The organism is Buchnera aphidicola (Aphis glycines) (assembly GCF_001280225.1).
Lineage (GTDB): Bacteria > Pseudomonadota > Gammaproteobacteria > Enterobacterales > Enterobacteriaceae > Buchnera > Buchnera aphidicola_E.
This window is the reverse complement of record NZ_CP009253.1, coordinates 234,711-260,176: the sequence shown is the minus strand read 5'-3', so window position 1 is coordinate 260,176 and position 25,466 is coordinate 234,711. Positions and strand designations below refer to the sequence as shown.

Below are 25,466 nucleotides of genomic sequence, written 5' to 3'. Positions count from 1 at the left end.
AAAAATATTTTAGAAATTAAGTATATATTTTAATAAATTAAATTTATATTACCAATTTTTTCCAATATTAAATTGAAATGCTTCTAATTGATTATTCTCATTTTTTTGAATAGGATAGGCATAAGAAAACATTAATGGCCCCACAGGAGACAACCATTGAACAGCAAATCCAACTGAAGAATAAATATTTTTTAAATTAGGAAAACCTATAAAATTTGAACTAGAAGTGTCGTTTTTTTGGTTGGATCTAGTATCCCAAATATTACCAGCATCTAAAAAAAATGAAGATCTAAAAAAATGCGTATTTTCTTCTTTAAAAAATGGAATTGGTACAATTAATTCTAAATTAGTAATCACCATAGCATTTCCACCAATTGAATCTAAAGACTCGCAAGAATGATTATTTTTATACCCAAGACATTCTTTTGAATTTTGAATAGGATAACTTTTTTTTGGACCAATAGTATTAATGCGAAAACCACGAATATTATTTGAATTATTTGAATGAAAATTTTCATAAAAAGGTAATTTTTCTTGATTTAAACTATCTCCAAAACCAGCTTTAAAATGAGCTAAAAATATAAATTTATTTTTTTGATCTAACGGTATGTATTGTTGAGTATCTAGCAAAAATTTATAAAAATTGTTATCAGAACCAGGAATAGTATTTTTTCCACTTAAATAAGTTTGATTACCAGAAATAGGAAAATAAAAATCCTTTAAAGTATCATGCAAAATTGAATAATTTAAAGTGAAATCGTTGACTAAGCTATTATTTAAAGATTGATTATCAATAGTTTTTTCCGCATGAGTAAAAAATTTTTTTTTGTTGATTGAATTAGTTATTTTTTTTTCAGTTATTACACTATTTTTGTTCATCAAGCTATTTCGAGTGTATCCAAAACCTATATTAAATCTGTTAACATCGTTTATTAAAAAACTTAAATCACTTTCTAATCCAGCTGTTTTTTTTATAAGAGCTGACATATCACTCACATGGTATTTAAAATCATTATAAAAAAATCTCATGTTTAAATTTGTACCATTATTAAAAAAATATGGATATGTAAACAATAAATCCGCGTATTTTTGATTATCATTTTTAATAATGCTAGTTTTGAAAGAATTTCCATATCCAAATAAATTATCTTTTGCAAGAGAAGCATTGAAACTTAATCCACTATCTTTACCATAACCTACTCCAAAATTTATAGTACCCGTAGGGTGTTCTTTTACTTCATAGGTAATATCAATTGCATTGCTTTTATCATTTACAAAATTTTTTATAATTTTAATATCATGAAGATATTTTATTTTTTCTAATGATGTTTTTCCCAAATTAATTAATTTAAGATTACACCATTGGCCTTCCATTTGTTTAATTTCACGGCGTAAAACTATATCTTTAGTTAACTCATTTCCTTTAAAAGATATTTTATTGACAAAATAACGTTGATTTATGTCTATATCAAAATTTAAAATTATAGTTTTTTTTTGAAAATTTATTTTCGGATTGATTACAATTTGCGCATTAATATATCCATTCTCAGATAAAAAATATTTAATTTTTTGTATAATTAAATCAATTTTTTCTTTATTATAAAGTTCATTATTATTAATCGTGATAAGATTCTTGATCACTTCATAATACTGAAATACATTGCCATTAATAAAAACACGATCAATTGTGTATCTTTCTCCTTCAGAAATATGCAAAATAATATCCACTTTATTTTGATGTTTTAAAAAATTAACTATTTTTTTATCTATATGAAAATAATAATATCCTTTGTTTAAATAAAATTTATTTAAATTATTTAAATTTTCTTCTAATTGATTATAATAAGAAACATGCTTTCCTAAAAAATCCCACCAAGATTGGTGATTTTTCAACCGAAATAAAGAAATGATCTCGTCTTGAGAAACATTTTTATTACCAATAACTGTAACGTGATTTATTTGAAACAAATTCCCTTCGTCAATCAATATTTTTAAATTAATTCTATTATTTGAAGAAAAAGTTGTTAAGAATTGAATTTTTACTTGATATCTACCCATACGCAAATAAAAATCTTTTATGTTACTTATAAAAATATTTTTTAAATACGGATTATATTGTTTTCCTACTGAAATACCTAATTGATTAAGGTATTCATTTAAAACAGAACTTTTAATTAGATGATTGCCTGTAATGTTAATATGATAAATTAAAGGTCGTTCTATTATTTTAAAAATCAGTGATTTTTCTGAAAAAAATACTTTAATATCTTGAAATTTACCTGTGTTAAATAAAGACTTAACAGTTTTTTTAATATCATTTTTAGATATTTTATTACCAACATTAAATAAAATATTTTTTAATACTTCTTCTTTAGAACAATGATTTAAACCTTGAAATTCAATGTTTTTTATAATCCATACATTTTTCGAATAAATATTAATACTAAAAAACATTAAAAAAAGTATAAAAAATTTTTTAATTAACATTATTTCAATTGTTCCCGTAATAGATCTCATACTTTATATATTTAAAATGTATAATCTAAAAGAAATTAAGAAATAAAAAAATAAAATTTTAATAAGATTAATTATTATAAAAAATACTTGTACAAGTTTACGTAATATTAAAAATTTTTTAATTTTTAACAACTTCTCCGAAACGACGTTGTCGAGTACTAAAAAAATTGATTGCATTTTTAAATTCAGATGCATTAAAGTCAGGCCATAAAACGTCAGTAAAATATAATTCAGAATATACTATTTGCCATAGTAAAAAATTACTAATTCTTTTTTCTCCTCCCGTTCTAATTACTAAATCTACTGGTAATATGTGATTCGTAGATAAATATTGAGAAAATATTTCTTCTTTAATTTGCTCGATAGATAAGCACCCTTTTTGCACATCAGAAACTATTTTTTTTACACCTTCTACTATATCCCATTTACCACCATAATTTGCAGCAATATTTAAAACCAACCCATTATTTTTTAAAGTTGTTTTTTCCGCATTATAAATATAAAATTTTAATTCTTCATGAAAATACGTCAAATCACCAATCACTTTTAAACGAATATTATATTTATTTAAATGTTTAACCTCGTTTTTTAATGCAAATAAAAATAGTTTTAATAAAGCGATTATTTCAATTTGAGGGCGCTTTTGATTTTCAGTACTAAAGGTATATAACGTTAATATTTTTATCTTATTTTGAAGAGCAAATTTAACTGTTTTTTTAACTGCTTTAAAACCTGCTTGATGACCAAAAATTCGTGTTTTACCTTTTTTTTGAGCCCATCTTCCATTTCCATCCATAATAATAGCGATATGACGAGGTACTTTTATTTTCATTTTTACTTTATTCTATAAGTGTATAGATGATATTAAATATATTTTTCTTTCAAAAAAAATCATGCTCTATTCCAAAAACATTATTTATTTTATATATTTTAATATGATGAAGATAATATCTTTTTTTCTGTTTTTATTCTTGTTTTTTTATCAATTTCTACAATTTCTTCAACAGACTTAGGTTTTGGAAAAGAAGAAGAAGTTAAAATATCACTATTAATTTCAGCAATTTTATTAAATCGAATTCTTGAATTTAAAAAAGCAGATACAGAAATCTCATTTGCAGCATTTAAAACAGTCATAGCTGATTGACCTGACGAAAAAGCATCGATCGCTAGTTTTAAACATGGAAATTGTATAAAATCTGGTTCAAAAAAATTTAAACACTTAAATTTTTTTAAATTCAAAAAATCAGCTCCAGATAAAACACGTTTAGGAAACGCCATTGCATATGAGATAGCAACTTTCATATCTGGCAATGAAAGTTGGGCTAAAACTGATCCATCAATGTATTCTACCATAGAATGAATTACTGATTGCGGATGCACTAAAATATCAATTTCATTTTCTGAGGCGTTGAACAACCACCTTGCTTCAGCATATTCTAATCCTTTATTCATCATAGTTGATGAATCTACTGAGATTTTATCTCCCATAGACCAATTTGGATGATTGCATGTTTGTTCTGGTGTAACAAAAGGTAAATCCTCTTTTTTTAAATGATACAATGGTCCACCTGAACCAGTTAACACAATAGATTTAATTCCATTTTTTTTTAAATTTGCTTTTCCTAAATTATTTTGTAAGAGTGGAGGTAAAACTTGAAAAATAGCATTATGTTCGCTATCAATAGGAATAATTTTAGCCTGATTAGAGGATAAAGCACGCATAAATATATCACCACAAGTAATCAGTGATTCTTTATTAGCTAACAAAATTGTTTTTCCAGCATATATTGCTGATAAAGTTGGCAATAAACCTGCCATTCCTACAATAGCAGATACTATACAATCATTCTCTTCTAAAGAAGCTAAGGCACAAATTTCTTTACTTCCAGATAAAACTTGTGTTTTAATCTTTTTCTCTTTTAATGTTATTCTAAGTATATCTGCAGATTTTTTATCGCTCATCCCGACCCAATCAGGAGAAAAACATTCACATTGTTGTAACATTATAGAAACATTTTTGTTTGCAATTAATCCAATTATTTTAAATAGATCAGGATGTTTTTTAACAATAGCTAGTGTATTTCTTCCTATGGAACCAGTGGAACCTAAAATTGTTATTTTTTTCATAAAAATTTTTACTATAAAAAATTTGTATTTACAATATAAAATATAAATATTAATTTTTAAATTAAAATTTCATCAGTTCTTTTTCTTTTAAAATTAAAATATTTTCAATTTTTTTAATATACTTATCTGTTATTTTTTGGATTTGATTTTGCACACCATATTCTTGATCTTCTCCAATAATTTTATTTTTTAAATACAGTTTAATTTTTTCGTTAGCATCTCTTCGAATATTTCGTATATGAATACGATTTTTTTCCGCACTTACCCTAATAATCTTGATAAGATTTTGTCTTCTTTCTTCTGTTAAACCTGGTATTGGAACAATAATATCTTTTCCATGTATAACTGGATTCAAATCAAGATTCGAACTCAAAATAGCTTTATGAACTAAAGATGTATTAGCATTGTCAAACATATTAATCCTGAGAGTATGATAATCTTCTACAACTATATTAGATATTTGACGTAGTGAAACTTTAGAACCAAAATACTCAACATATATATTATTCAGTAATTCTGGTGAAGCTCTTCCAGTTCTAATATTATTTACTTGAATTTGAAAGTTGTTAATACAGGCTTCCATTGTTTGATTAGTTTTGGTATATAACTGGTTAATCACATTTTTACCTATAAATTATATTTTTATTATTTATCTATTCTTAATAAGATGTTTTATATCTATTTAATGACAATATATAATAAATTTAAACAAATATTAATATATTTACGTTGTAATAATAGTCCCCTCGTCGCATCCTGTGACAATACGATATAAAGAGTTAGATTTGTTAATATTAAAAACTCGAATTGGTAAATTATGATCTCTTGCTAAAGAAAAAGCACATAAATCCATAACTTTCAACTCCTTTCTTAACACATCTCTGTATGTTAATTTTTTATAAAAAATTGCATTATCATACTTGGTTGGATCTTTAGAATAAACTCCATCAACTTTCGTTCCCTTCAAAATAATGTTTGATCGCGTTTCAATTCCACGTAAACATGCGGCAGAATCAGTTGTAAATAATGGATTACCTATTCCAGCAGCAAAAATTACTACGTAATTATTACATAAAAGTTTAACTGCTCGTTGATAAGTATAGTTTTCGCATATACCACTCATCGATATAGCTGACAACACGTAAGAACGAATAGAATATTCATTCATGATATCATGCATTGCTAAACTATTAATCATTGTTGACAATATACCAATATGATCAGATGCTATTCTATTGATGCCCATTTTAGATAAAGTTGCTCCACGAAACAAATTTCCACTACCAATAACCAAACCCACTTGTACACCAAGATTTAGTACTAGTTTTATTTCTTTAGCTATTTTTTTTAAAACATTTATATCAATACCAAATTTATTCGCTCCTTGTAATGCTTCTCCACTGATTTTTAATAAAATACGGGGATATATAAATTTTGTATTGGTAGACATTTTCGTAATCCAAATATATTTTACATGTGCAAAAATAAAAAATTTTATTTGAAAAAATTATATTGTTATTAATTAATATTTTTATTAACTTCTTCTCCAATTTCAAACCTAATGAACGATATAATACTTCCATTGTTTTCATTTAGCACTTGACCCACTGTTTTATGTGGTTCTATTATAAAATTTTGACCAATTAGTGATATACTATTCACAAATTTATTCATACGACCATCTACTATTTTTTTCGATATATGAGCAGATTTTTTATAATTTTTTACCAATTGTAATTGAATATTATATTCTCTTTCAAAAAGAGATTTTGATACTTCATTAGGATTAATATATTCAGGTTTGCTTGCAGCAATATGCATTGCAATGTTTTTCAATATATCTTGATTTAAATTATTTGCACTTACCAAAACACCAATACGACCTGAATGCACATAAGAATATATATTTTCGCCATTGATCGTTATAAATCGAGTAATTTTGATATTTTCACCAAACTTCACAATTAGTTCAGTGATTTTTGCTTCAAAATAATTATTAATATCATCCATTTTTTCTATTCCTTTAGATAATGCTGTTGCGATTATTTCATCTCCTAATGAAATAAATAAATGATCTTTAGCTACAAAATCAGTTTGACAATTTAACTCAACCATAACTCCAAAATTATTGTGCACATTTGATAATATTAAACCTTGATTTGTAATATTTTTTAACTTTTTTAAAGCTTGCATCTTTCCTGACTTTCTTAAGTTGTCAATTGATAACTCAATATCTCCATTCTCCTCTATTAATGCTCGCTTACATTCCATAAAACCCGCACCTGTACGTAATCTTAACTTTTTAACTAACTCAGCAGTAATTTCAGTCATAAAAGTAATCTCTTTAATTTTTAAAATAGAATATATATGTATTAAATATTTATATTATCTTTGGAAGCATTTATTATTTCATTCGATAATGAAATATGAGCATCTGTTTTGCAAATAGTCATCGTAACAGCTTTTAAATATAGTGCTACAGATCTAATAGCATCATCGTTTCCAGGTATGATATAATCCACACCATCAGGATTAGAGTTAGTATCAACGACAGAAAAAACTGGAATGCCTAAATTATTTGCTTCTTGAATAGCAATATGTTCATGAGCAGCATCAATCACAAACAAACAATCTGGAAGACCGCCCATATTTTTTATTCCACCTAAACTATTTTCTAGTTTAGACAATTCCCGTGTTCGTATTAATGCTTCTTTTTTTGTAAGTTTTAGAAAAGTTCCATCTTTAGATTCTATTTCTAAATCTTTTAAACGTTTGATAGATTGACGCACTGTTTTCCAATTAGTCAGCATTCCTCCTAACCAACGATGATTAACATAAAATTGATTGCAATTTATTGCTGTTTCTTTAATTTTTTTACTAGCAGCTCTTTTTGTACCGACAAATAATATTTTTCCCTTCTTAAAAGATATTTTTTTTAACTCTAACAAAGCAAAATTCAACATTGGAAGAGTCTTTTCTAAATTAATGATATGTACTTTATTTTTAGAACCAAAAATAAATGGTTTCATTTTTGGATTCCAATATCGAGTTTGATGCCCAAAATGCACTCCTGCTTTTAACATATCTTTCATTGAAACTATTTCCATAAAAAACCCCTTAAAAAATTTTTAAAATACATATTTAATAAAATTAATAATTTTATAACTTTTCAAACAGAACAAGAAAAATATTTTTATATCATGTTAGACATATTTAATAAATTAAATAAATATATCATACTTCAATATTTAAAATCAGTAATAATTGTAAATGTATTTTATTTTGTTAAATTAATGAAATAAAAAAATTTTATAACTAAATTTGATAAACTATAATTTAAATAAATTAATTTAATACATATAAGTTGTGGTTAAACATTATGAATTGCATGGTAAAAAAAGAATCAGAAATAGAAAAAATGAGAATATCTGGGAAATTAGCTGCAAAAGTATTAGAAATGATTGAGAAATATGTACAACCCAATATTAGTACAGAAGAATTAAATAATATTTGCCATAGTTTTATTAAAAAAAATAACGCTATTCCAGCATGTTTAGGTTATCATGGATTTCCAAAATCTGTTTGTATTTCTGTTAATGACGTTGTATGTCATGGTATTCCAAATAAAAACAAAATTTTAAAAATAGGAGATATAGTTAATATTGATATTACCGTTATTAAAAATAATTATTACGCAGACACTTCAAAAATGTTTTTTGTAGGAAATACGAGCATTTTATCTAAATATTTATGTAAAGTGACACAAGAAAGTCTTTATGCCTCTTTAAATATAATAAAAACCGGAATACCAATATTTAAAATTGGAGAAACAATAGAAAATTATGTTGAAAGTCATGGTTTTTCAGTTGTAAAAGAATATTGTGGGCACGGTATCGGATCTGTATTTCATGAAGAGCCTCATATATTGCATTATAAAAATAACAATAAAACACTTCTGAAAAATGGAATGATTTTTACTATTGAACCCATGGTGAATGCAGGAAAATCAGAAGTAAAATGTATGAAAGATGGCTGGACTGTTAAAACAAAAGATCATTCATTATCTGCTCAATATGAACATACTATATTAGTGACAAATTACGGATGTGATATCTTAACATGGCAAAAAAAAGAAAAAATACTTCCTAGTTTAAAAAATTAATAAAATGAAAATTTATTCTGTATCAAAATAAATTGTATAAAAAATAATAATTTAGGTTAATTTAGAATGAAAAAATTTCAAAAAATAATTGAAAATGCTTACGAATATAAAAATGAAATAAATTGTAAAAATATCACAACAGAAACTTATGAAACAATACATTATATCATCCACTTGTTGAATAAAGGAAAAATACGCATTTCAGAAAAAAAAGATAGTAAATGGATTACTCATCAATGGTTAAAAAAAGCTATCTTATTATATATATATTTTACAAAAAATAATGTTTTTTTATCTGAAAATACTAATTATTTTGATAAAATTCCCCTTAAATACAAAAAATATACCGAAAAAAAATTTCAAGAAGAAAAAGTTCGTATAGTACCACCAGCGACTGTTAGATATGGCGCATTTATCAATCATGGAAGCGTAATTATGCCATCATATGTTAACATAGGCGCATATATAGATGAAGGAACTATGGTGGATACATGGGCAACCGTAGGATCATGTGCACAAATTGGGAAAAACGTACATTTATCTGGTGGAGTAGGTATCGGAGGAGTGTTAGAGCCTTTACAAAACAACCCTACCATTATCGAAGACAATTGTTTTATTGGCGCTCGTTCTGAAATTGTCGAAGGAGTAATTATAGAGCAAGGAGCTGTTATATCTATGGGAGTTTTTATTGGAAAAAGTACAAAAATTTATAACAGAGAAACAGGTGAAATCTCTTACGGAAAAATTCCTGCTAACTCTGTTGTAGTTTCAGGAAGTATACCATCAAAAAATAAAAAATATAATTTATACGCAGCGATTATTGTAAAAAAAGTTGATCATAAAACAATAAGCAAAGTAGAAATTAATCAACTATTACGCAATTTAAAGTAAGATCAACCGCCCGGTTTTATAAATTCGGGCGGAAATTATATAATATACTATTCACTTACTAAGTAAATATTATTAATCCCTCTCTTTACTCTAAAAACTAATACACTTGATTTACTATCTAATGCTCGTTTTAAGTCATCTAAATTATTTATTAAATTTTGATTTACCTCTATAATAATATCATCTTGCTGAAAACCAATTTTTGCGGCTGGACTATTGATTTTAACGTTTTCTACTTTCACACCTCTTTGTTTATCTAAATAATTAGATAAGTTAGCACCTTCTATTCCAGAATAAATATCTCCGAAGTTCATATTATGTTTAACAGATGGTTTTAATTCAACAAATATATATTTAATTTGACCATCTCTAAATATTCCTAACATCATTTTTGTAGTCACTGGTAAAGAACCAATTTCAGCGCGCAATGCAGCAAAACTAGAAATAGACTTTTTATTTAAAGATACGATAATATCTCCAGCTTTAATACCTGCTTGCAATGCAGAAGAATCGGGTAGTACTTGACTAACAAAAGCACCTTTATGAGTATTAATTTTCATGATTTTTGCCAAATCAGAAGTTAATTCCATGCCTATTATACCTAACTCACCGCGTCTCACTTGTCCAAATTGAACCATTTGAGCTGTAAGGTTTTTAACCATATTTCCAGGAATTGCAAAACCAATACCTATATTACCTCCATCTGGAGCTAATATTGCAGTATTGATTCCTATTAACTCACCATTTAAGTTAACCAAAGCTCCACCTGAATTACCTCTATTAATAGCTGCATCGGTTTGAATAAAATTTTCGTAATGCTCAATGTTTAACCCGCTTCTGCCTAAAGCAGAAATAATACCAGACGTAACAGTCTCACCAAGGCCATAAGGATTGCCAATAGCTACAGTATAATCACCGACTCTAAGGGTATCAGAATCGGCAATTTTAATTGCACTTAAATTTTTCGCATTCTTTAATTGTATTAAAGCAATATCAGATCTTGCATCTTTCCCAATGACATAAGCTTCATAACGACGCCCATCACTTAATTGAGCTTGTATTGTATTAGCGTTTTCTACAACGTGATTATTAGTTACAGCATATCCTTTCTCAGCGTCAATAATAACACCTGATCCTAGTGCGCGAAATTTTTCGTGAGTACTGTTGGAATTCGAATTAGAATGACAAAAAGGAGAATTATGGAAAGGTGAATTTTTTTGACAAAAAGGAGAGTTATCATCAAAAAACGGTTGAAATTGGTGAGGTAAACGAGCACTATGAATGACAGTGCTTCCTTCAATATTAATGCTAATTACTGAAGGCATAACTTTTTCTAACATAGGAGCTAAACTAGGAATAGTAGGCGTAGAAGAAATATTATTAGAGGTAAAATTTTTATTTCCCCAAGACATTCCTGAGATTAACAATAGATTGAAAATAAATACTGTCCAATATAATACTATATTTATTCTTTTCATTATTTCTTTCTCATAAAATACAGTCTAATCTTAAATAGATAAAAAAACGAGCAAAACCCAAAATTTTTAATTAAAATTAAATTTCAGTATACACTTCATGATTGATTAACTCCATCGCTCTTAGAAAATGAAAATACCAAAAAATAATTCAAGATTATAATTTTACAAATACTTATTACTAGTTAATATAAATAAATATACATAAAAAATTTTCATACAAAATATTTTTTAAATTTAAAATAATGGTTTTTCATTTATGATGTTTAATAAGATGATCAATATTTTTTTATGTTTGCTAATGTTTTTTTATATAATATATCCAAATAAAAGTGACATGATAAAAAAAACAATAGAATTAAAAGGAAAAACAATGGGAACCTACTGGCAAGTAAAAATTCCCAATATGAAAATAAAAAACATAAAAAATCTAAAAAAATTAATACAAAAAAATTTAGATTTAGATGAACAAGACCTATCTCCTTGGAAAAAAAAATCTTTAGTTTATAAATTTAATCAATTAAAAACAAATACATTATTAAAAATTAATAAAAAATTTTTAAAAATTATTTTAACAGCGTTAAATATTCACCAAAAAACCGACGGAAAACTAGATATAACTATTGGTAATTTAATAAATATATGGGGATTTGGAACTGAAAAAAAACCTCATAATTATCCTTCAATGAAGATAATAAAACAAAACATAAATCTTTCAGGAATTGAGCATTTGCAAATTGTTAATAATTCACATGGCACATATTTAAAAAAAAATATAGATATAAAAATAAATCTTTCTACACTAGGTGAAGGATTTGCTGTAGATCATTTATCATGCATTCTGAAACAAACAGGAATTAAAAATTATACAATTTCAATAGGAGGCACAGTTTTAGTCGAAATGAATAACGAAAGAAAGCCAAAAATTATTGCAATTCAAAAACCTACTGATAAAAAACAACTCATTCAATTACTTATTTACCTAAAAAATAAATCTATTAGCACATCTGGAACTTATCTCAATTATTATATGATCCATGAAAAAAACATTTCACATATTATTGATCCTGAAAGTGGTATACCTATAAAAAATAATTTAGTATCTGTAAGTGTAATATCTTCTCATGCGTTAGAAGCAGATAGTTGGGATACTGGGTTGCTCTTATTGGGTGTTAAAAAGGCTAAAAAATTATCTATCACTGAAAATTTAGCTGTTTGTTTAATCACCAAAAAGAAAGATATTTTTGTCACATGGATTTCGCCTCAATTTAAAAAATTTTTATTTTTAAAATAAGTACCTTAAAAAATATAATTTTAATAAAATATATAATTATTTTAATTGATTTCAATTGATTGATAATATTTAATATATTTGCAATAATAAAATATTAATCAAAATTAATTATTTTTTTAAATTATATTATTCTTACTTTATCTAGATAAACTATCAGGATAAATTACAAATAAAAACTAGGAATAACCCTAATAAAATAGCATCCTGGAGGGGAAAATGGAAATATTATCAGGAGCCGAAATGGTTATTAGATCATTAATTAATCAGGGAATACAACATATATTTGGTTATCCTGGTGGTGCAGTACTAGATATTTATGATGCTCTAAAAACTATTGGTGGAATTGAACATATCTTAGTAAGGCATGAACAAGCAGCAACTCATATGGCTGATGGATATGCTAGATCTACTGGAAAAATAGGTGTAGTTTTGGTCACTTCTGGGCCAGGTGCTACTAATGCGATTACTGGAATTGCTACAGCTTATATGGATTCAATTCCAATGGTCGTTATTTCAGGTCAGGTAGCATCATCTTTGATTGGATATGATGCATTTCAAGAATGCGATATGATTGGAATTTCTCGACCGATAGTAAAACATAGTTTTTTAGTTAAAAAAACTGAAGACATACCTAATATTTTTAAAAAAGCTTTTTGGATAGCATCTACAGGACGTCCTGGTCCGGTAGTTATTGATTTACCTAAAGATGTTTTAAGAAACAAAAGTAAGTCAGAATTTATATGGCCTAAAAACGTGTATATACGGTCGTATCAACCAACTACTAAGGGCCATCAAAAACAAATAAAAAAAGCATTAAGCATACTATTAAAAGCAAAAAAGCCTGTGATTTATGCAGGTGGTGGAGTTATTAGTTCTAATAGTAGTAATGAGTTGATACAATTTGCAGAAAAAACTCACTGTCCTGTTACCACGTCTTTAATGGGATTAGGAGGTTTCCCAGGTAGTCACCCTCAAAGTATTTCTATGTTAGGTATGCATGGAACCTACGAAGCAAATATGGCTATGCATCATTCGGATGTTATTTTTGCAATAGGAGTACGATTTGATGATCGAACAACAAACAACCTAAAAAAATACTGTCCAAATGCTACTATTTTACATATTGACATTGATCCGACATCTATTTCTAAAACTGTCCTAGCAGATATACCAATAGTAGGTGATGCAAAATATGTTTTAAAAGAATTAATCAAGTTACTAGAGAAAGAAAAAAAAATTCACTCTTTGGAAAAATGGTGGAATACTATCGAAGAATGGAAACAAACAAAAAGCTTAGAATACAACATAAACCATACGCACATAAAACCTCAACATGTTATTGAAACTATCTTTAAACTGACTAAAGGAAAATGTTTTATTACTTCCGATGTTGGTCAACATCAAATGTTTACAGCGTTGTATTATAGATTTAACAAACCTAGACGTTGGATTAATTCCGGCGGGTTAGGAACTATGGGATTTGGATTACCTGCAGCCTTAGGAGTAAAATTAGCGATACCTAAAGCCACTGTAATTTGTGTTACAGGTGATGGTAGCATTCAAATGAACATTCAAGAATTATCAACTGCAAAACAATACGATTTGTCTATTTTAATATTAAATTTAAATAATTCCGCTTTAGGCATGGTGAAACAGTGGCAAGACATGATCTATTCTGGAAGACACTCTCATTCATATATGGACTCGCTTCCAGATTTTGTAAAATTAGTGGAATCATATGGGCATATTGGATTACGTATAGAGAAATTAGAAAATTTAGAAAAACAATTAATATTGGCATTAAAAAAATTATCTGAAGGAAATTTAGTTTTTTTAGATATCCAAATAGACACTACTGAACACGTTTATCCTATGCAAGTTCAAGGAGGAGGTATGAATGAAATGTGGTTAAGGAAAAAAGAGGTTTTCTAATAAAAATATGCGAAGAATTTTATCTATTCTCTTAGAAAATGAATCAGGTGCATTGTCGCGTGTTATAGGTTTATTTGCACAAAGAGGCTACAATATAGAAACAGTTACAGTAGCTCCGACAGAAGATTCTTCTTTGTCAAAAATGACTATACAAACAATGGGCAACGAAAAATCTATTGAACAAATTGAAAAACAACTACACAAATTAATTGACGTTTTAAGAGTTATAAAAATTGAGCAAACATCTCATATAGAACGTGAAATTATGCTAATAAAAGTACAAACAAATAATTGTAAAAATGATATCAAACATATTACTGAGATTTTTAGAGGTCAAATTGTGGATATGACGTCAACCACATATGTACTACAACTCTCAGGAACAACAAAAAAATTAGATTCTTTTCTTAAAATCATTAGAAATATATCTGAAGTTATTGAAATGACTCGATCGGGAATAGTAGGTATTTCTCGAGGGTAATTGAAACAGAACGCATTTATCAAAATTTTATTATTCATCAAACATGGTCATTGATATTTTACAATGATCATGTTTCTATTTCATTTAAATCTTATAAAATTCCACTATGAATCAAAATACAAAACATATTCCTGTAATGAAAAAAGAATTAATTGACTCATTAAAAATACAAAAAAACGGCATTTATATTGATAGTACATTTGGAATGGGTGGACATTCTACAGCAATTTTAAAAAAGCTAGGAAAAAATGGAAAATTATATGCTATTGATCAAGACGTAAACTCTGTATTAATAGGACGAAAAATTCAAGATAAACGATTTTATATAAAACATGATAGTTTTTCAAGAATTTTAAATTATGCTAAATCTGAAAAAATTATTAACAAAGTAGATGGAATATTATTTGATTTAGGAATATCTTCATCTCAAATAGAGGATTATAAAAGAGGATTTTCATTTAAAAAAAATGGACCTCTAGATATGCGAATGAATCAAACTTGTGGAATCAAAGCATCAGATTGGATTGTTCAAGCGAGCACTAAAAAAATTATTTTTGTTTTAAAAAAATTTGGAGAAGAACGCTTTGCGAAAAAAATTGCATATGCAATTAAAGACTATAATAGAACAAAAAAAATAACAGAAACTTTAGAATTAGTAAATATTATCAACAAAGCAATACCAAAAAAAAATGCTTTTAAACATCCAGCCAGACGTACTTTTCAAGCAATTAGAATTTATATTAATCAAGAGTTAAAAGCAATTAGTAATGCATTAGAAGATTCGTTAAAAATATTAAAACCAGGTGGACGTATTACAGTGATTAGTTTTCATTCGTTAGAGGATAGAATAATTAAAAAATTCATGGTGAAACATAGCGTAAAAGCATCAGTTCCATATGGTATGCCTATAACAGAAAAAGAAATAGATAAACTAAAAATTTGTAAATTAAAAATTATACATAGAATATTACCAACTTATGAAGAAATTCAAAAAAATCCTAAATCTCGCAGTTCTATATTACGTACAGCAGAATTAAAAAAATATGAATAAAAAACAACATTACGATTTACCGATAATTATCAAAAATGACTTGCTTTTACATGGGAAAATACACTTAATTCTTTTGTTTGCAATAATATTATCCGCTAATTCTATTGTAATAGTAGTTTATAAAACTAGAATGTTAATTGCTGAAGAAGAAAAATTACGTATAGAGAGAAAAAAAAAAAATGATGAATGGAGAAATTTAATTATTGAAAAAAATACTCTATCTATACCTGTAATTAATTAAAAAATATTTAATTATTTTAAAATAAAAAATATTTTAATAAAATATATAATACACTAAATTTTTTAAAAATTTTGGAAAAAAAATAATTATAAAATGCAAATTAAAAAAAATACAAAATTATTTAAGCAAAAAAAAACAAGAAAAAAAAATTACATAAATTGGCGTTTTATAGCGTTATGTATCATTGTTTTATCATTTTTGATTATCTTAACATCACGTACAATGTTTATTCAAGTGATTAATTCAAAAAAACTTTCATATGAAGGAGACCGTAGAACATTGAGAATACAACCTGTAATAAATACCAGAGGTATTATCAATGATAGACTTAGTTATCCATTAGCTGTTACTGTTCCAGTAAATGCAGTTTTCATAGACCCTAGTATGATTCATCAAGATATAGATATTGAAAATGATATAAGATGGCAAGCATTGTCTGATATTCTATCTATTCCATTAAAAAAAATTGTTTTTCATGCAAATTTTAACAAAAATTTAAAATTTATTTATTTAGCACGTCAAATTACTCCTGAAATTGGTGAATATATTAAAGAACTAAAATTACCTGGTATATATTTAACAGAAGAAGGAAAACGTTATTATCCTTCTGGGAAAATTGCTGCACAACTAATTGGATTTAATAATATAGATGATGAAGGAATAGAAGGTGTTGAAAAAAGTTTTGATAGTTACTTGATAGGCAAACCAGGAAAAAGAAAAATAAGAAAAGATAACCAAGGTCATGTTATTGAAAATGAACCTTTAATTCAAAAATTTAATTCTAAAAATTTAATATTAAGCATTGATAAAGAAATACAAACTATTACTTACCAAAAGTTATGTGAAGGTGTCAACAAAAGCAACGCAGATTTTGGAATTGCTGTATTAGTTAAGATTGAAACTGGAGAAATATTATCAATGGCAACCAGCCCTGCATATAATCCAAATGAAAAACAATATACGATGTCAAAAAATTTTAGAAATCGAGCGATTGCAGATATTTTTGAACCAGGTTCTACAGTGAAGCCTATAGTTATTATGGAAGGCTTAAAAGAAGGTGTTATTAAACGCAATTCAGTAATTAACACTAAACCTTTTTTTGTTCAAAAACATCAAATTAAAGATGTATCATATCATGAAAAATTAGACATTACTGGAATATTACAAAAATCTAGTAATGTTGGTGTATCAAAAATTGCACTTTCTATAAAAAGCCAAAATTTAATTAATGCATATTTACAATTTGGATTAGGTCGGAAAACTAATTTAGGATTGATTGGAGAAAGCCAAGGATTTTTACCTAAAAAGAAAAACTTATCAAATCTAGATAAAGCAACATTTTCTTTTGGATATGGATTAATGGTTACACCACTACAATTAGCTAAATTATATACAACGATAGGAAGTTACGGGATTGATAAACCACTATCTATTGTTAAGATTAATCATCCATTATATGAAAAAAGAGTTTTTCCTGAAAAATATGTAAAAGAAGTACTGGAAATGATGGAAAAAACCATAGAAACAAATGAAAATATTGATCAAAAAGATATAAAAAAGTATCATATTTCTATGAAAACAGGTACAGCAAAAAAAGTTGGTATTCATGGATATTATATTAAAAAATATATTGCTTATACTGCTGGTGTTGCTCCAACTAATCATCCGAAATTTGCTCTCATTATTGTCATTGATAATCCTAAAGGAAATAAATATTATGGAAATGCAGTTGCTGCTCCAATTTTCAAAAATATCATGATATCAGTATTAAAACAAACGAATATTACACCAGATAACTTATAAAAAATAAATTTAAATACAATGTAATGAAAGAAAAAAACTTAAAATATTTTTTATCACCTTGGGTTAAAAATCTTCCGAAAAAAAATATTAAAAATTTAGTTTTAGATAGTAGAAAATTAACATCTCAAGATATGTTTATAGCTGTACAAGGCGAGAAAAAAGACGGAAATGATTTTATTTCTGATGCAATTTCTAAAAAAATAACAGCAGTATTATCTGAAACTAAAAAAAAAAACAACATGGGATAATAAATTATATTAACAATATTCCTGTCATATCTTTTTTTGAACTTGCTAAAAATCTTTCAATGTTAGCTGAAAGATTTTATTGTAAACCAAGCAGTCAATTAAAAGTAGTTGGAATTACTGGAACCAACGGAAAAACTACAGTAGCACAACTAATCAATCAGTGGAATGAATTACTAGGTAACAAAACTGCAACAATGGGCACTCTTGGAAACGGTTTTCATAACTTCTTAAAACCCACAAAAAACACAACTTCATCGGCTATCGATATACAATCATTTTTATATTCAGTATTAAATCAAGTAAAATTAGTGACTATAGAAGTTTCTTCGCATGGTTTAGTGCAGAACCGCGTGAAAAGTATTGCGTTTCATATTGCAATATTTACTAATTTAACACAAGATCATTTAGATTATCATGGAAATATGAAAAAGTACGCATTAGCTAAACTGTCTCTTTTCACTGATCACAAAGTAAAAAAAATAATATTAAATGCTAATGATAGATATGCACAAAACTGGTTAAAAAACTTTCCTAATAAATATACAGTAGCAGTAACAATTAAAAATTCTAAGCAAAAAAAATATGCTAAAAAATGGATAAATGCAACTAATATTAAAATTGATAGTAGAAAAACTGATATACAATTTGAATCTAGCTGGGGAACGGGTACGATATCTACTTGTTTAATAGGAAAATTTAATATAGAAAATTTATTATTAGCACTTGCATGTATGTTAGAAATGAATTATAAATTATCCGATCTAATTAAAACATCAATTCAACTTAAACCAATATACGGGCGCATGCAAAAACTTCATTTTTCTAGAAAACCAATTTGCATTATAGATTATGCTCATACTCCTGATGCTTTAAAGCAAGCACTTAGCTCTATTAAATCGCAATATTCTCAGAAGAAAATATGGTGTATATTCGGATGTGGAGGGGAGAGAGATAAAAAAAAACGACCTTTAATGGGTAAAATTGCAGAAAAAATAGCAGATAAAGTAATAATTACTAATGATAACCCTAGAAATGAAGATCAAAACATAATTATTAACGAAATTATCGCTGGCTGTATAAAAAAAGAAAAAATAATAATTATCCCCAATCGAAAAAAAGCGATTTCTTATGTTTTTGTTCAATCAAATATTAATGATATAATTTTTATTTCTGGTAAAGGGCACGAAAATTATCAAATAATTGGTAATCACCGTATTGACCATTCAGACCAAGAAACAATTTTAAATTTACTGGAAAAATAACATGATTTCTATGTCGTTAAAAAAAATTGCTAGTATCACAAACGGTGTGCTATATGGAAAAAATATTACAATAGATCATATCAGTATAAACAGCAAAAAAATACTACCAAATACATTATTTATTGCATTAAAAGGTAATAAATTTGATGGACATATGTTTATCGAAGAAGCTTTGGCGAAAGGATGTTGTGCAATCGTTACTACTAAAAAAATTATATCTTTTATTTCTTATATTATAGTTGAAGATACTACTATTGCGTTAGGAAAGATTGCTAGTTTACTTCGAAATATAATTCAACCGAAAATATTAGCTATTACTGGATCTTGCGGAAAAACTTCCGTAAAAGAAATGGCAGCTTCTATACTTCAAAAAACACATCATATAATATATACAACAAACAATGAAAATAATCACATAGGAGTACCTATTACTTTATTAAAATTAAAAGCAACAGATAAATATGGGTTAATTGAATTAGGAACGAATAATCCTGGTGAAATTCGTTACATTTCAAAAATTTCCCAACCAAACATAGCACTAATAAATAATATTTATCATTCGCATTTAGCAGGTTTTAAATCATTACTAGGTATATCAAAAGAAAAATCGGAAATATTCTCCTATTTAAAAAATAATAGCATAGTAATTATTAATTTAGACAGCCATCATCTTTCGAAATGGAAAAAAAAAATTAAAAATAGAAAAATATTTTATTTTTCTATCGAAAAAAAAAAGAAAGTAATTTTTTTGTTACTAATATTAAGATTTATTCACATCAAACATGTTTTATCATGCATACACCAGCTGGTAAAATAAACATTACATTACCATATATAGGATATCAAAATATATCTAATGCTCTAGCTGCTAGCGCTCTTGCATTTTCAGTTAATGTACCATTACAGCAAATTAAAATTGGATTATTAGAAGCTCCGATTATACCAGGAAGATTAGAATCTATAAAATTGAGTGAAAATAAAACTTTAATTAATGATGCATACAACTCGAATGTTGCTTCTATGATTGTAGCAATTAAAATTTTAGAAAAAATGCCAGGTTATAAAATACTAGTTGTAGGAGATATGGCTGAATTAGGTGAAAAAAGCATTTTATATCATAAAATCATAGGAAATATTGCTAATTTATCAGATATTGATCATATTTTTAGTTTTGGAAAGCATAGTCGTGAAATTTTTAAAATATGTAAAAATGGAAAACATTTTCCAGAAAAACATAAACATCTATTAAAGAAAGAATTAAAAGAAAAAATTTCACGAAAAAAAATCACTACAATTCTAATTAAAGGATCACGCAATATGAAAATGGAAACAATTGTAGAATATTTAATAAAAGAGTATAAAAAAAATGATATTTTTAATTAATAAATGTTTAAATTTTAAAATATTTAATTTTATTTCTTACCGAATAATTTTTAGTTTGATTACATCATTTTTTATAAATTTATTTATTGGTCCGTATATAATATCTTGTTTTAAAAAATTACAAAATTTTCAAATAATAAGAACTAATGGACCTATCGGACATTTAAAGAAAAATACAACTCCTACTATGGGAGGAATATTAATTATTATATCAATATGTTTATCTGTTCTTCTTTATTGTGATTTATACAATGTATATATTTGGTATGTTATTTTTATTATCTTAGGATATGGTGTGATTGGATTTTTAGATGATTATAAAAAAATTAAATTTAACAACTCACATGGATTAAAAGTATTATATAAATTTTTTGGATTATCTATTATTGCTATATTTATTATTTATATTATGCATCTCAATCAAGCAAATAAAATTGATCTTGAGTTAATAATTCCGTTTTATAAGAAAATAATAGTAAAAATTAATTATTTTTATATCTTTTTATCTTATTTTGTTATTGTAGGCACAAGTAATAGTGTGAATTTAACAGATGGATTAGATGGATTAGCAATAATGCCAGTAATTTTTATCTCATCTGGATTAGGTTTAATTGCTTTTCTTAGTTCTGAAAATTGTTTACGCAATGATATAAATATTTTTCATTTAAAACAAGCAAATGAATTAAGTGTTTTATGTGCATCCATAGTTGGTTCTGGATTAGGTTTTTTATGGTTTAATGCTTATCCTGCTAAAATATTCATGGGTGATGTTGGATCTTTATCGTTAGGTGGTGCTTTAGGAATCATATCTATATTATTACATCAAGAATTATTATTGTTAATAATGGGTGGAATTTTTGTTGTTGAAACTATATCTGTAATATTACAAATTGCCTACTTTAAATTTAAAAAAAAAAGAATGTTTAAGATGGCCCCACTTCATCATCATTACGAAATAAAAGGATTGTCAGAAAATTTGATTACTATTAGATTTTGGATAGTATCTTTCATATTGTTACTAATAGGAATTATATCTTTAAGGATACATGATGCCATATAAGTATTCAGAAAAAAAAATATTAATTTTAGGTATAGGATTGACTGGTATATCTTGTATTAATTTTTTTCTCAAAAAAGGAGCAATTCCAAAAATAATTGATGAATCTAAAAAACCTGAGTATTTAGAAAAAATTCCTAAAAATATTAAATATAAATTAGGAGGTTTAGAAAAAAAATGGATTTTAGAATCAGATTTAATTATCATAAGTCCTGGAATTTCTTCGTTTAAACCTATTTTAACAGAAGCTCGTATGCTAGGTATTGAAATAATCAGTGATATTGAACTATTTGTTAGAGAAGTGAAATCTCCAATCATTTCTATTACTGGTACTAATGGAAAAAGTACTGTAGCAACAATGGTGAAAGAAATTGCAAAAAAATCAGGATATAAAGTTTATTTAATAGGTAATATTGGACTTCCAGCGTTAAATGTATTATCAAAAAAAGCTGACTTATATATACTAGAGTTATCTAGTTTTCAACTTGAAAATATATTTAGTTTAAAATCAAAAATAGCTGTAGTACTGAATATTAACGAAGATCATTTAGATAGATATCCAAAAGGATTCAAACAGTATAAAAAAATTAAATTATCTATTTATAAAAATGCAGAAATATGCTTAGTAAATTTAAAAGAAAAAAATTGTTTCTTTAAAAACAAACAAAAAAAGTATATTACATTTGGAACAAGTAATAGTAATTATTATATTGAAAATATAAAAGGAAATAATTTTTTATGTCATAAAAAAGAAAAAATAATTGATACATCACAAACTTTACTATATGGATATCAAAACTATGAAAACGCTTTAGTTGCATTAGCAATTTCAGATGCTATGCATTTTCCTCGGAATATAGTTAAAAATGTACTTAAATTTTTTAAAAATTTACCACATCGCTTCCAAATAGTACATAAAAATAATAACATATCTTGGATTAATGATTCAAAATCTACTAATGTTAGTAGTACTAAAATAGCTTTAAAAAACATTAAAACTCCAGGAACAATATGGTTGCTATTAGGAGGAGATAAAAAATCTGCTGATTTTAACATTCTAAAAAATTATTTAGAACAATTAAAAATTAAAATCTATTGTTTTGGTAAAGACGGTATGAATATAGCTCAAATATGTCAAAAAAAATCTATTTATGTTAAAAATTTAAAAGATGCCATTACTTTAATTTCGAAACAAGCCAAACAAGATGATGTAATACTTTTATCTCCTGGTTGTAGTAGTAAAGATCAATTTAAAAATTTTGAAGAAAGAGGTAATCTTTTTATAAAATTATTAAAGGAAATAAATTAATGTTTCTAAAAAAAAAATAAAAAAAAAAACATTGTATTATATGATAGATTACTAGTATGGCTCACTTTATCTTTATGTATTACTGGATTAATAATGGTCATATCCACATCCATACCGATAGGACAGAATTTATATCAAGACCCATTTTTTTTCGCGAAAAGAGAAGTATTTTATTTTATTTTAATATTTTTATTATCTTTTTTTGTTTTGAGAATACCTGTTGTTTTTTGGAGAAAATATAGTAACTTTATACTAATATTGTCAACTCTATCACTCATTTTCGTACTATTATTGGGAAAATCAGTGCATGGATCATATAGATGGATCAGTATAGGTATATTGCATATACAGCCTTCTGAAATATGTAAAATTTCTTCTTTTCTTTATATTTCTAATTATCTTTCGAGAAAAATTAAAGAAGTCAACAAAAATTTTTGGGGTTTTTTTAAACCCATGAGTATTGTTGCTATGCAATCAGTTCTTTTACTAGCAGAACCTGACTTAGGAACTGTAGTTGTTTTATTTCTTACTACTTTATCAATTTTATTTCTTTCTGGAGCAAAAATAAAACAATTTTTTTTAATTATTTTTATAGTTGCAGTAATAATAATATTTTTAATATTCACAAAACCATATCGTATTAATAGAATATTATCATTCTGGAATCCTTGGCAGGATCCTTTTGGTAATGGATATCAATTAACACAATCATTAATCGCTTTAGGAAGGGGTCATTTTTTCGGGCAAGGTTTAGGAAATTCGATACAAAAATTAAATTATTTACCAGAAGCCCACAGTGATTTCATATTTTCTATTATAGGAGAAGAATTGGGTTATATAGGTTGCTTTTCAATATTATTAGGTATTTTTATTATTGCTTTTCGAGCTCTGTATATTGGACAAAAATCTTTAAAGAAAAAAGCAATTTTTTCAGGTTTTTTAGCTTGCTCTATTGGGTTATGGTTTAGTTTTCAAACATTAATTAACATTGGCGCTGTGACTGGAATATTACCAACTAAAGGACTAACCTTACCATTAATCAGCTATGGAGGTTCCAGCTTAATTGTGAATTTAATTGCTATTTGTATTTTATTAAGAATTGATTTTGAACTAAGATTAAGTGAAAATCAAGCGTTACCTAAGGAAGATTGAATGAATTCTAAAAAAATCATAATTATCGCAGGCGGAAGTGGTGGACATGTATTTCCAGCTATTACTATAGCAAAATGTTTAATTGCACACGGATGGCATATAAAATGGATAGGAACAAAAAATAAAATAGAAGCAGATATTGTTCCGAAATATAACATCAAAATTCATTTTATTCATATAAATGGATTAAGACATGCTAATTTAAAAACTTTAATCTCTTCTCCAATGCACATATTTAAATCTTATTTGAAAATAAAGAAAATTATCAATAATTATTCACCCAATATTGTATTAGGCATGGGTGGGTATGTATCCGGTCCTGGTGGATTAGCAGCTTGGACTTCGCATATTCCTTTTATTTTGCATGAACAAAATAAAATTGCAGGTATTACAAATCGATTATTATCTAAAATATCAACAAAAAATATGCAAGCTTTTCCAGGATCTTTACCAAATGCTGAAGTAGTAGGAAACCCAATACGTGAAGATATTATAAAAATTCCACCACCTATGTATCGTTTTAAAAACAGATCTGGTCCTCTACGAATATTAGTTGTTGGAGGCAGTCAAGGTGCATCTATTTTTAACAATATTGTACCCAAAGTATCATTTTTTTTAAAATCAAAAGTTATTATTTGGCATCAAACAGGTCAAAATGAGTTTGAAAAAACTATAAAACAATATCAAAAATATAGATCACATCAACATATAGTTAACGCTTTTATTGAAAATATAGCTGAAGCATATAAATGGGCTGATCTTATTATATCTCGTTCTGGCGCGCTAACTATCAGTGAAATAACTACTGTTGGACTTGGATCGGTATTGATACCATATCCGCACAAAGATCAACAACAACTATTTAATGCAAAAGATTTAGAAAAAAATGGTGCTGCAAAAATTATTAATCAATCTGAACTTAATATAAATGTAATATTACAAATATTAAATTCTTTAAATAGAAAAAAATTACTTATAATGGCAGAGAAAGCATTTTCTTTCGGAGTGAGAAATGCTACAAAAAAAATTTTTAAAATAATTCAAAATGTTTCTCAAAGATAAATTGTTAACAATTAAATAT

23 protein-coding genes and 1 pseudogene are annotated in these 25,466 nt (G+C 26.2%); 16 read left to right on the top strand and 8 right to left on the bottom strand.

All coding sequences use genetic code 11. From position 1 onward, the window contains the following. Positions 1–48 precede the first annotated feature (48 nt). The 7 genes from bamA to rpsB all read right to left on the bottom strand — a co-directional run bounded on the left by bamA (position 49) and on the right by rpsB (position 7,751). On the bottom strand, positions 49–2,517 hold the full coding sequence (gene bamA / locus IX46_RS01190) for an outer membrane protein assembly factor BamA (RefSeq protein WP_238967845.1): 2,469 nt from the start codon (positions 2,515–2,517) through the stop codon (positions 49–51). Positions 2,518–2,635: 118 nt separating this feature from the next. Continuing rightward, positions 2,636–3,349 carry a polyprenyl diphosphate synthase gene (gene uppS, locus IX46_RS01185; protein ID WP_053940202.1) on the bottom strand — a complete coding sequence of 238 codons (714 nt, stop codon included), beginning with the start codon at positions 3,347–3,349 and terminating at the stop codon, positions 2,636–2,638. A gap of 98 nt (positions 3,350–3,447) precedes the next feature. Continuing rightward, a complete protein-coding gene (gene ispC, locus IX46_RS01180; RefSeq protein WP_053940201.1) occupies positions 3,448–4,644 on the bottom strand; it encodes a 1-deoxy-D-xylulose-5-phosphate reductoisomerase in 1,197 nt (398 codons plus the stop codon). Between the two features lie 61 nt (positions 4,645–4,705). After that, positions 4,706–5,263, bottom strand: coding sequence for a ribosome recycling factor (gene frr / locus IX46_RS01175; RefSeq protein ID WP_053940200.1), 558 nt, complete (start codon positions 5,261–5,263; stop codon positions 4,706–4,708). Between the two features lie 105 nt (positions 5,264–5,368). Next, the gene (pyrH, locus tag IX46_RS01170) at positions 5,369–6,094 is read right to left on the bottom strand and encodes a UMP kinase (protein ID WP_053940199.1); all 726 of its coding nucleotides are present in this window, start codon (positions 6,092–6,094) and stop codon (positions 5,369–5,371) included. Between the two features lie 68 nt (positions 6,095–6,162). After that, a complete protein-coding gene (gene tsf, locus IX46_RS01165; protein ID WP_053940198.1) occupies positions 6,163–6,975 on the bottom strand; it encodes a translation elongation factor Ts in 813 nt (270 codons plus the stop codon). 41 nt (positions 6,976–7,016) lie between these two features. Beyond that, on the bottom strand, positions 7,017–7,751 hold the full coding sequence (gene rpsB / locus IX46_RS01160; RefSeq protein ID WP_053940197.1) for a 30S ribosomal protein S2: 735 nt from the start codon (positions 7,749–7,751) through the stop codon (positions 7,017–7,019). 272 nt (positions 7,752–8,023) lie between these two features. On the opposite strand from rpsB, the gene map reads away from it, so the two are divergent. Then, a complete protein-coding gene (gene map, locus IX46_RS01155; protein ID WP_053940196.1) occupies positions 8,024–8,806 on the top strand; it encodes a type I methionyl aminopeptidase in 783 nt (260 codons plus the stop codon). A 66-nt stretch (positions 8,807–8,872) separates the two neighbouring features. Then, the gene (dapD, locus tag IX46_RS01150; RefSeq protein WP_053940195.1) at positions 8,873–9,697 is read left to right on the top strand and encodes a 2,3,4,5-tetrahydropyridine-2,6-dicarboxylate N-succinyltransferase; all 825 of its coding nucleotides are present in this window, start codon (positions 8,873–8,875) and stop codon (positions 9,695–9,697) included. A gap of 47 nt (positions 9,698–9,744) precedes the next feature. Here the strand turns inward: dapD and degP are convergent, their stop codons facing one another. Beyond that, positions 9,745–11,175: a serine endoprotease DegP gene (degP, locus tag IX46_RS01145; RefSeq protein ID WP_053940194.1), complete on the bottom strand. Its 1,431-nt coding sequence runs from the start codon at positions 11,173–11,175 to the stop codon at positions 9,745–9,747. Positions 11,176–11,509: 334 nt separating this feature from the next. On the opposite strand from degP, the gene IX46_RS01140 reads away from it, so the two are divergent. The 14 genes and pseudogenes from IX46_RS01140 (at position 11,510) to murG (ending at position 25,447) form a co-directional block, all read left to right on the top strand. Then, positions 11,510–12,466, top strand: a complete 957-nt coding sequence (locus IX46_RS01140; RefSeq protein WP_158380491.1) for an FAD:protein FMN transferase — start codon at positions 11,510–11,512, stop codon at positions 12,464–12,466. Positions 12,467–12,682: 216 nt separating this feature from the next. Continuing rightward, positions 12,683–14,398, top strand: a complete 1,716-nt coding sequence (locus IX46_RS01135; protein WP_053940192.1) for an acetolactate synthase 3 large subunit — start codon at positions 12,683–12,685, stop codon at positions 14,396–14,398. A gap of 7 nt (positions 14,399–14,405) precedes the next feature. Continuing rightward, positions 14,406–14,879 carry an acetolactate synthase small subunit gene (ilvN, locus tag IX46_RS01130; protein WP_053940191.1) on the top strand — a complete coding sequence of 158 codons (474 nt, stop codon included), beginning with the start codon at positions 14,406–14,408 and terminating at the stop codon, positions 14,877–14,879. Positions 14,880–14,985: 106 nt separating this feature from the next. Continuing rightward, the gene (gene rsmH, locus IX46_RS01125; protein ID WP_053940190.1) at positions 14,986–15,930 is read left to right on the top strand and encodes a 16S rRNA (cytosine(1402)-N(4))-methyltransferase RsmH; all 945 of its coding nucleotides are present in this window, start codon (positions 14,986–14,988) and stop codon (positions 15,928–15,930) included. Continuing rightward, complete coding sequence (gene ftsL / locus IX46_RS01120; RefSeq protein ID WP_053940189.1) at positions 15,923–16,171, top strand: cell division protein FtsL; 249 nt, start codon at positions 15,923–15,925, stop codon at positions 16,169–16,171. Before rsmH ends, ftsL begins: the two co-directional genes overlap by 8 nt. Before the next feature lie 93 nt (positions 16,172–16,264). Then, positions 16,265–17,974 carry a penicillin-binding transpeptidase domain-containing protein gene (locus IX46_RS01115; protein WP_053940188.1) on the top strand — a complete coding sequence of 570 codons (1,710 nt, stop codon included), beginning with the start codon at positions 16,265–16,267 and terminating at the stop codon, positions 17,972–17,974. A 23-nt stretch (positions 17,975–17,997) separates the two neighbouring features. Then, positions 17,998–18,222 carry a Mur ligase domain-containing protein gene (locus IX46_RS03215; RefSeq protein WP_238967844.1) on the top strand — a complete coding sequence of 75 codons (225 nt, stop codon included), beginning with the start codon at positions 17,998–18,000 and terminating at the stop codon, positions 18,220–18,222. 59 nt (positions 18,223–18,281) lie between these two features. Continuing rightward, positions 18,282–19,484, top strand: coding sequence for a UDP-N-acetylmuramoyl-L-alanyl-D-glutamate--2,6-diaminopimelate ligase (locus IX46_RS01110; RefSeq protein WP_238967843.1), 1,203 nt, complete (start codon positions 18,282–18,284; stop codon positions 19,482–19,484). 1 nt (position 19,485) lies between these two features. Next, positions 19,486–20,301, top strand: coding sequence for a UDP-N-acetylmuramoyl-tripeptide--D-alanyl-D-alanine ligase (locus IX46_RS03210; protein WP_238967842.1), 816 nt, complete (start codon positions 19,486–19,488; stop codon positions 20,299–20,301). Further along, on the top strand, positions 20,277–20,867 hold the full coding sequence (locus IX46_RS03205) for a glutamate ligase domain-containing protein (protein WP_428991869.1): 591 nt from the start codon (positions 20,277–20,279) through the stop codon (positions 20,865–20,867). Before IX46_RS03210 ends, IX46_RS03205 begins: the two co-directional genes overlap by 25 nt. Next, positions 20,851–21,927, top strand: coding sequence for a phospho-N-acetylmuramoyl-pentapeptide-transferase (gene mraY / locus IX46_RS01100; protein WP_053940187.1), 1,077 nt, complete (start codon positions 20,851–20,853; stop codon positions 21,925–21,927). Before IX46_RS03205 ends, mraY begins: the two co-directional genes overlap by 17 nt. Further along, positions 21,917–23,233 (top strand): UDP-N-acetylmuramoyl-L-alanine--D-glutamate ligase, encoded by a 1,317-nt coding sequence (murD, locus tag IX46_RS03185; protein WP_053940186.1) that lies wholly within the window; start codon positions 21,917–21,919, stop codon positions 23,231–23,233. The genes mraY and murD overlap by 11 nt, the downstream gene beginning before the upstream one ends. 9 nt (positions 23,234–23,242) lie before the next feature. Beyond that, positions 23,243–24,385, top strand: a pseudogene (ftsW, locus tag IX46_RS03180) (cell division protein FtsW); the annotation flags it as partial. After that, positions 24,386–25,447, top strand: coding sequence for an undecaprenyldiphospho-muramoylpentapeptide beta-N-acetylglucosaminyltransferase (gene murG / locus IX46_RS01085; protein ID WP_053940184.1), 1,062 nt, complete (start codon positions 24,386–24,388; stop codon positions 25,445–25,447). Positions 25,448–25,466 lie beyond the last annotated feature (19 nt).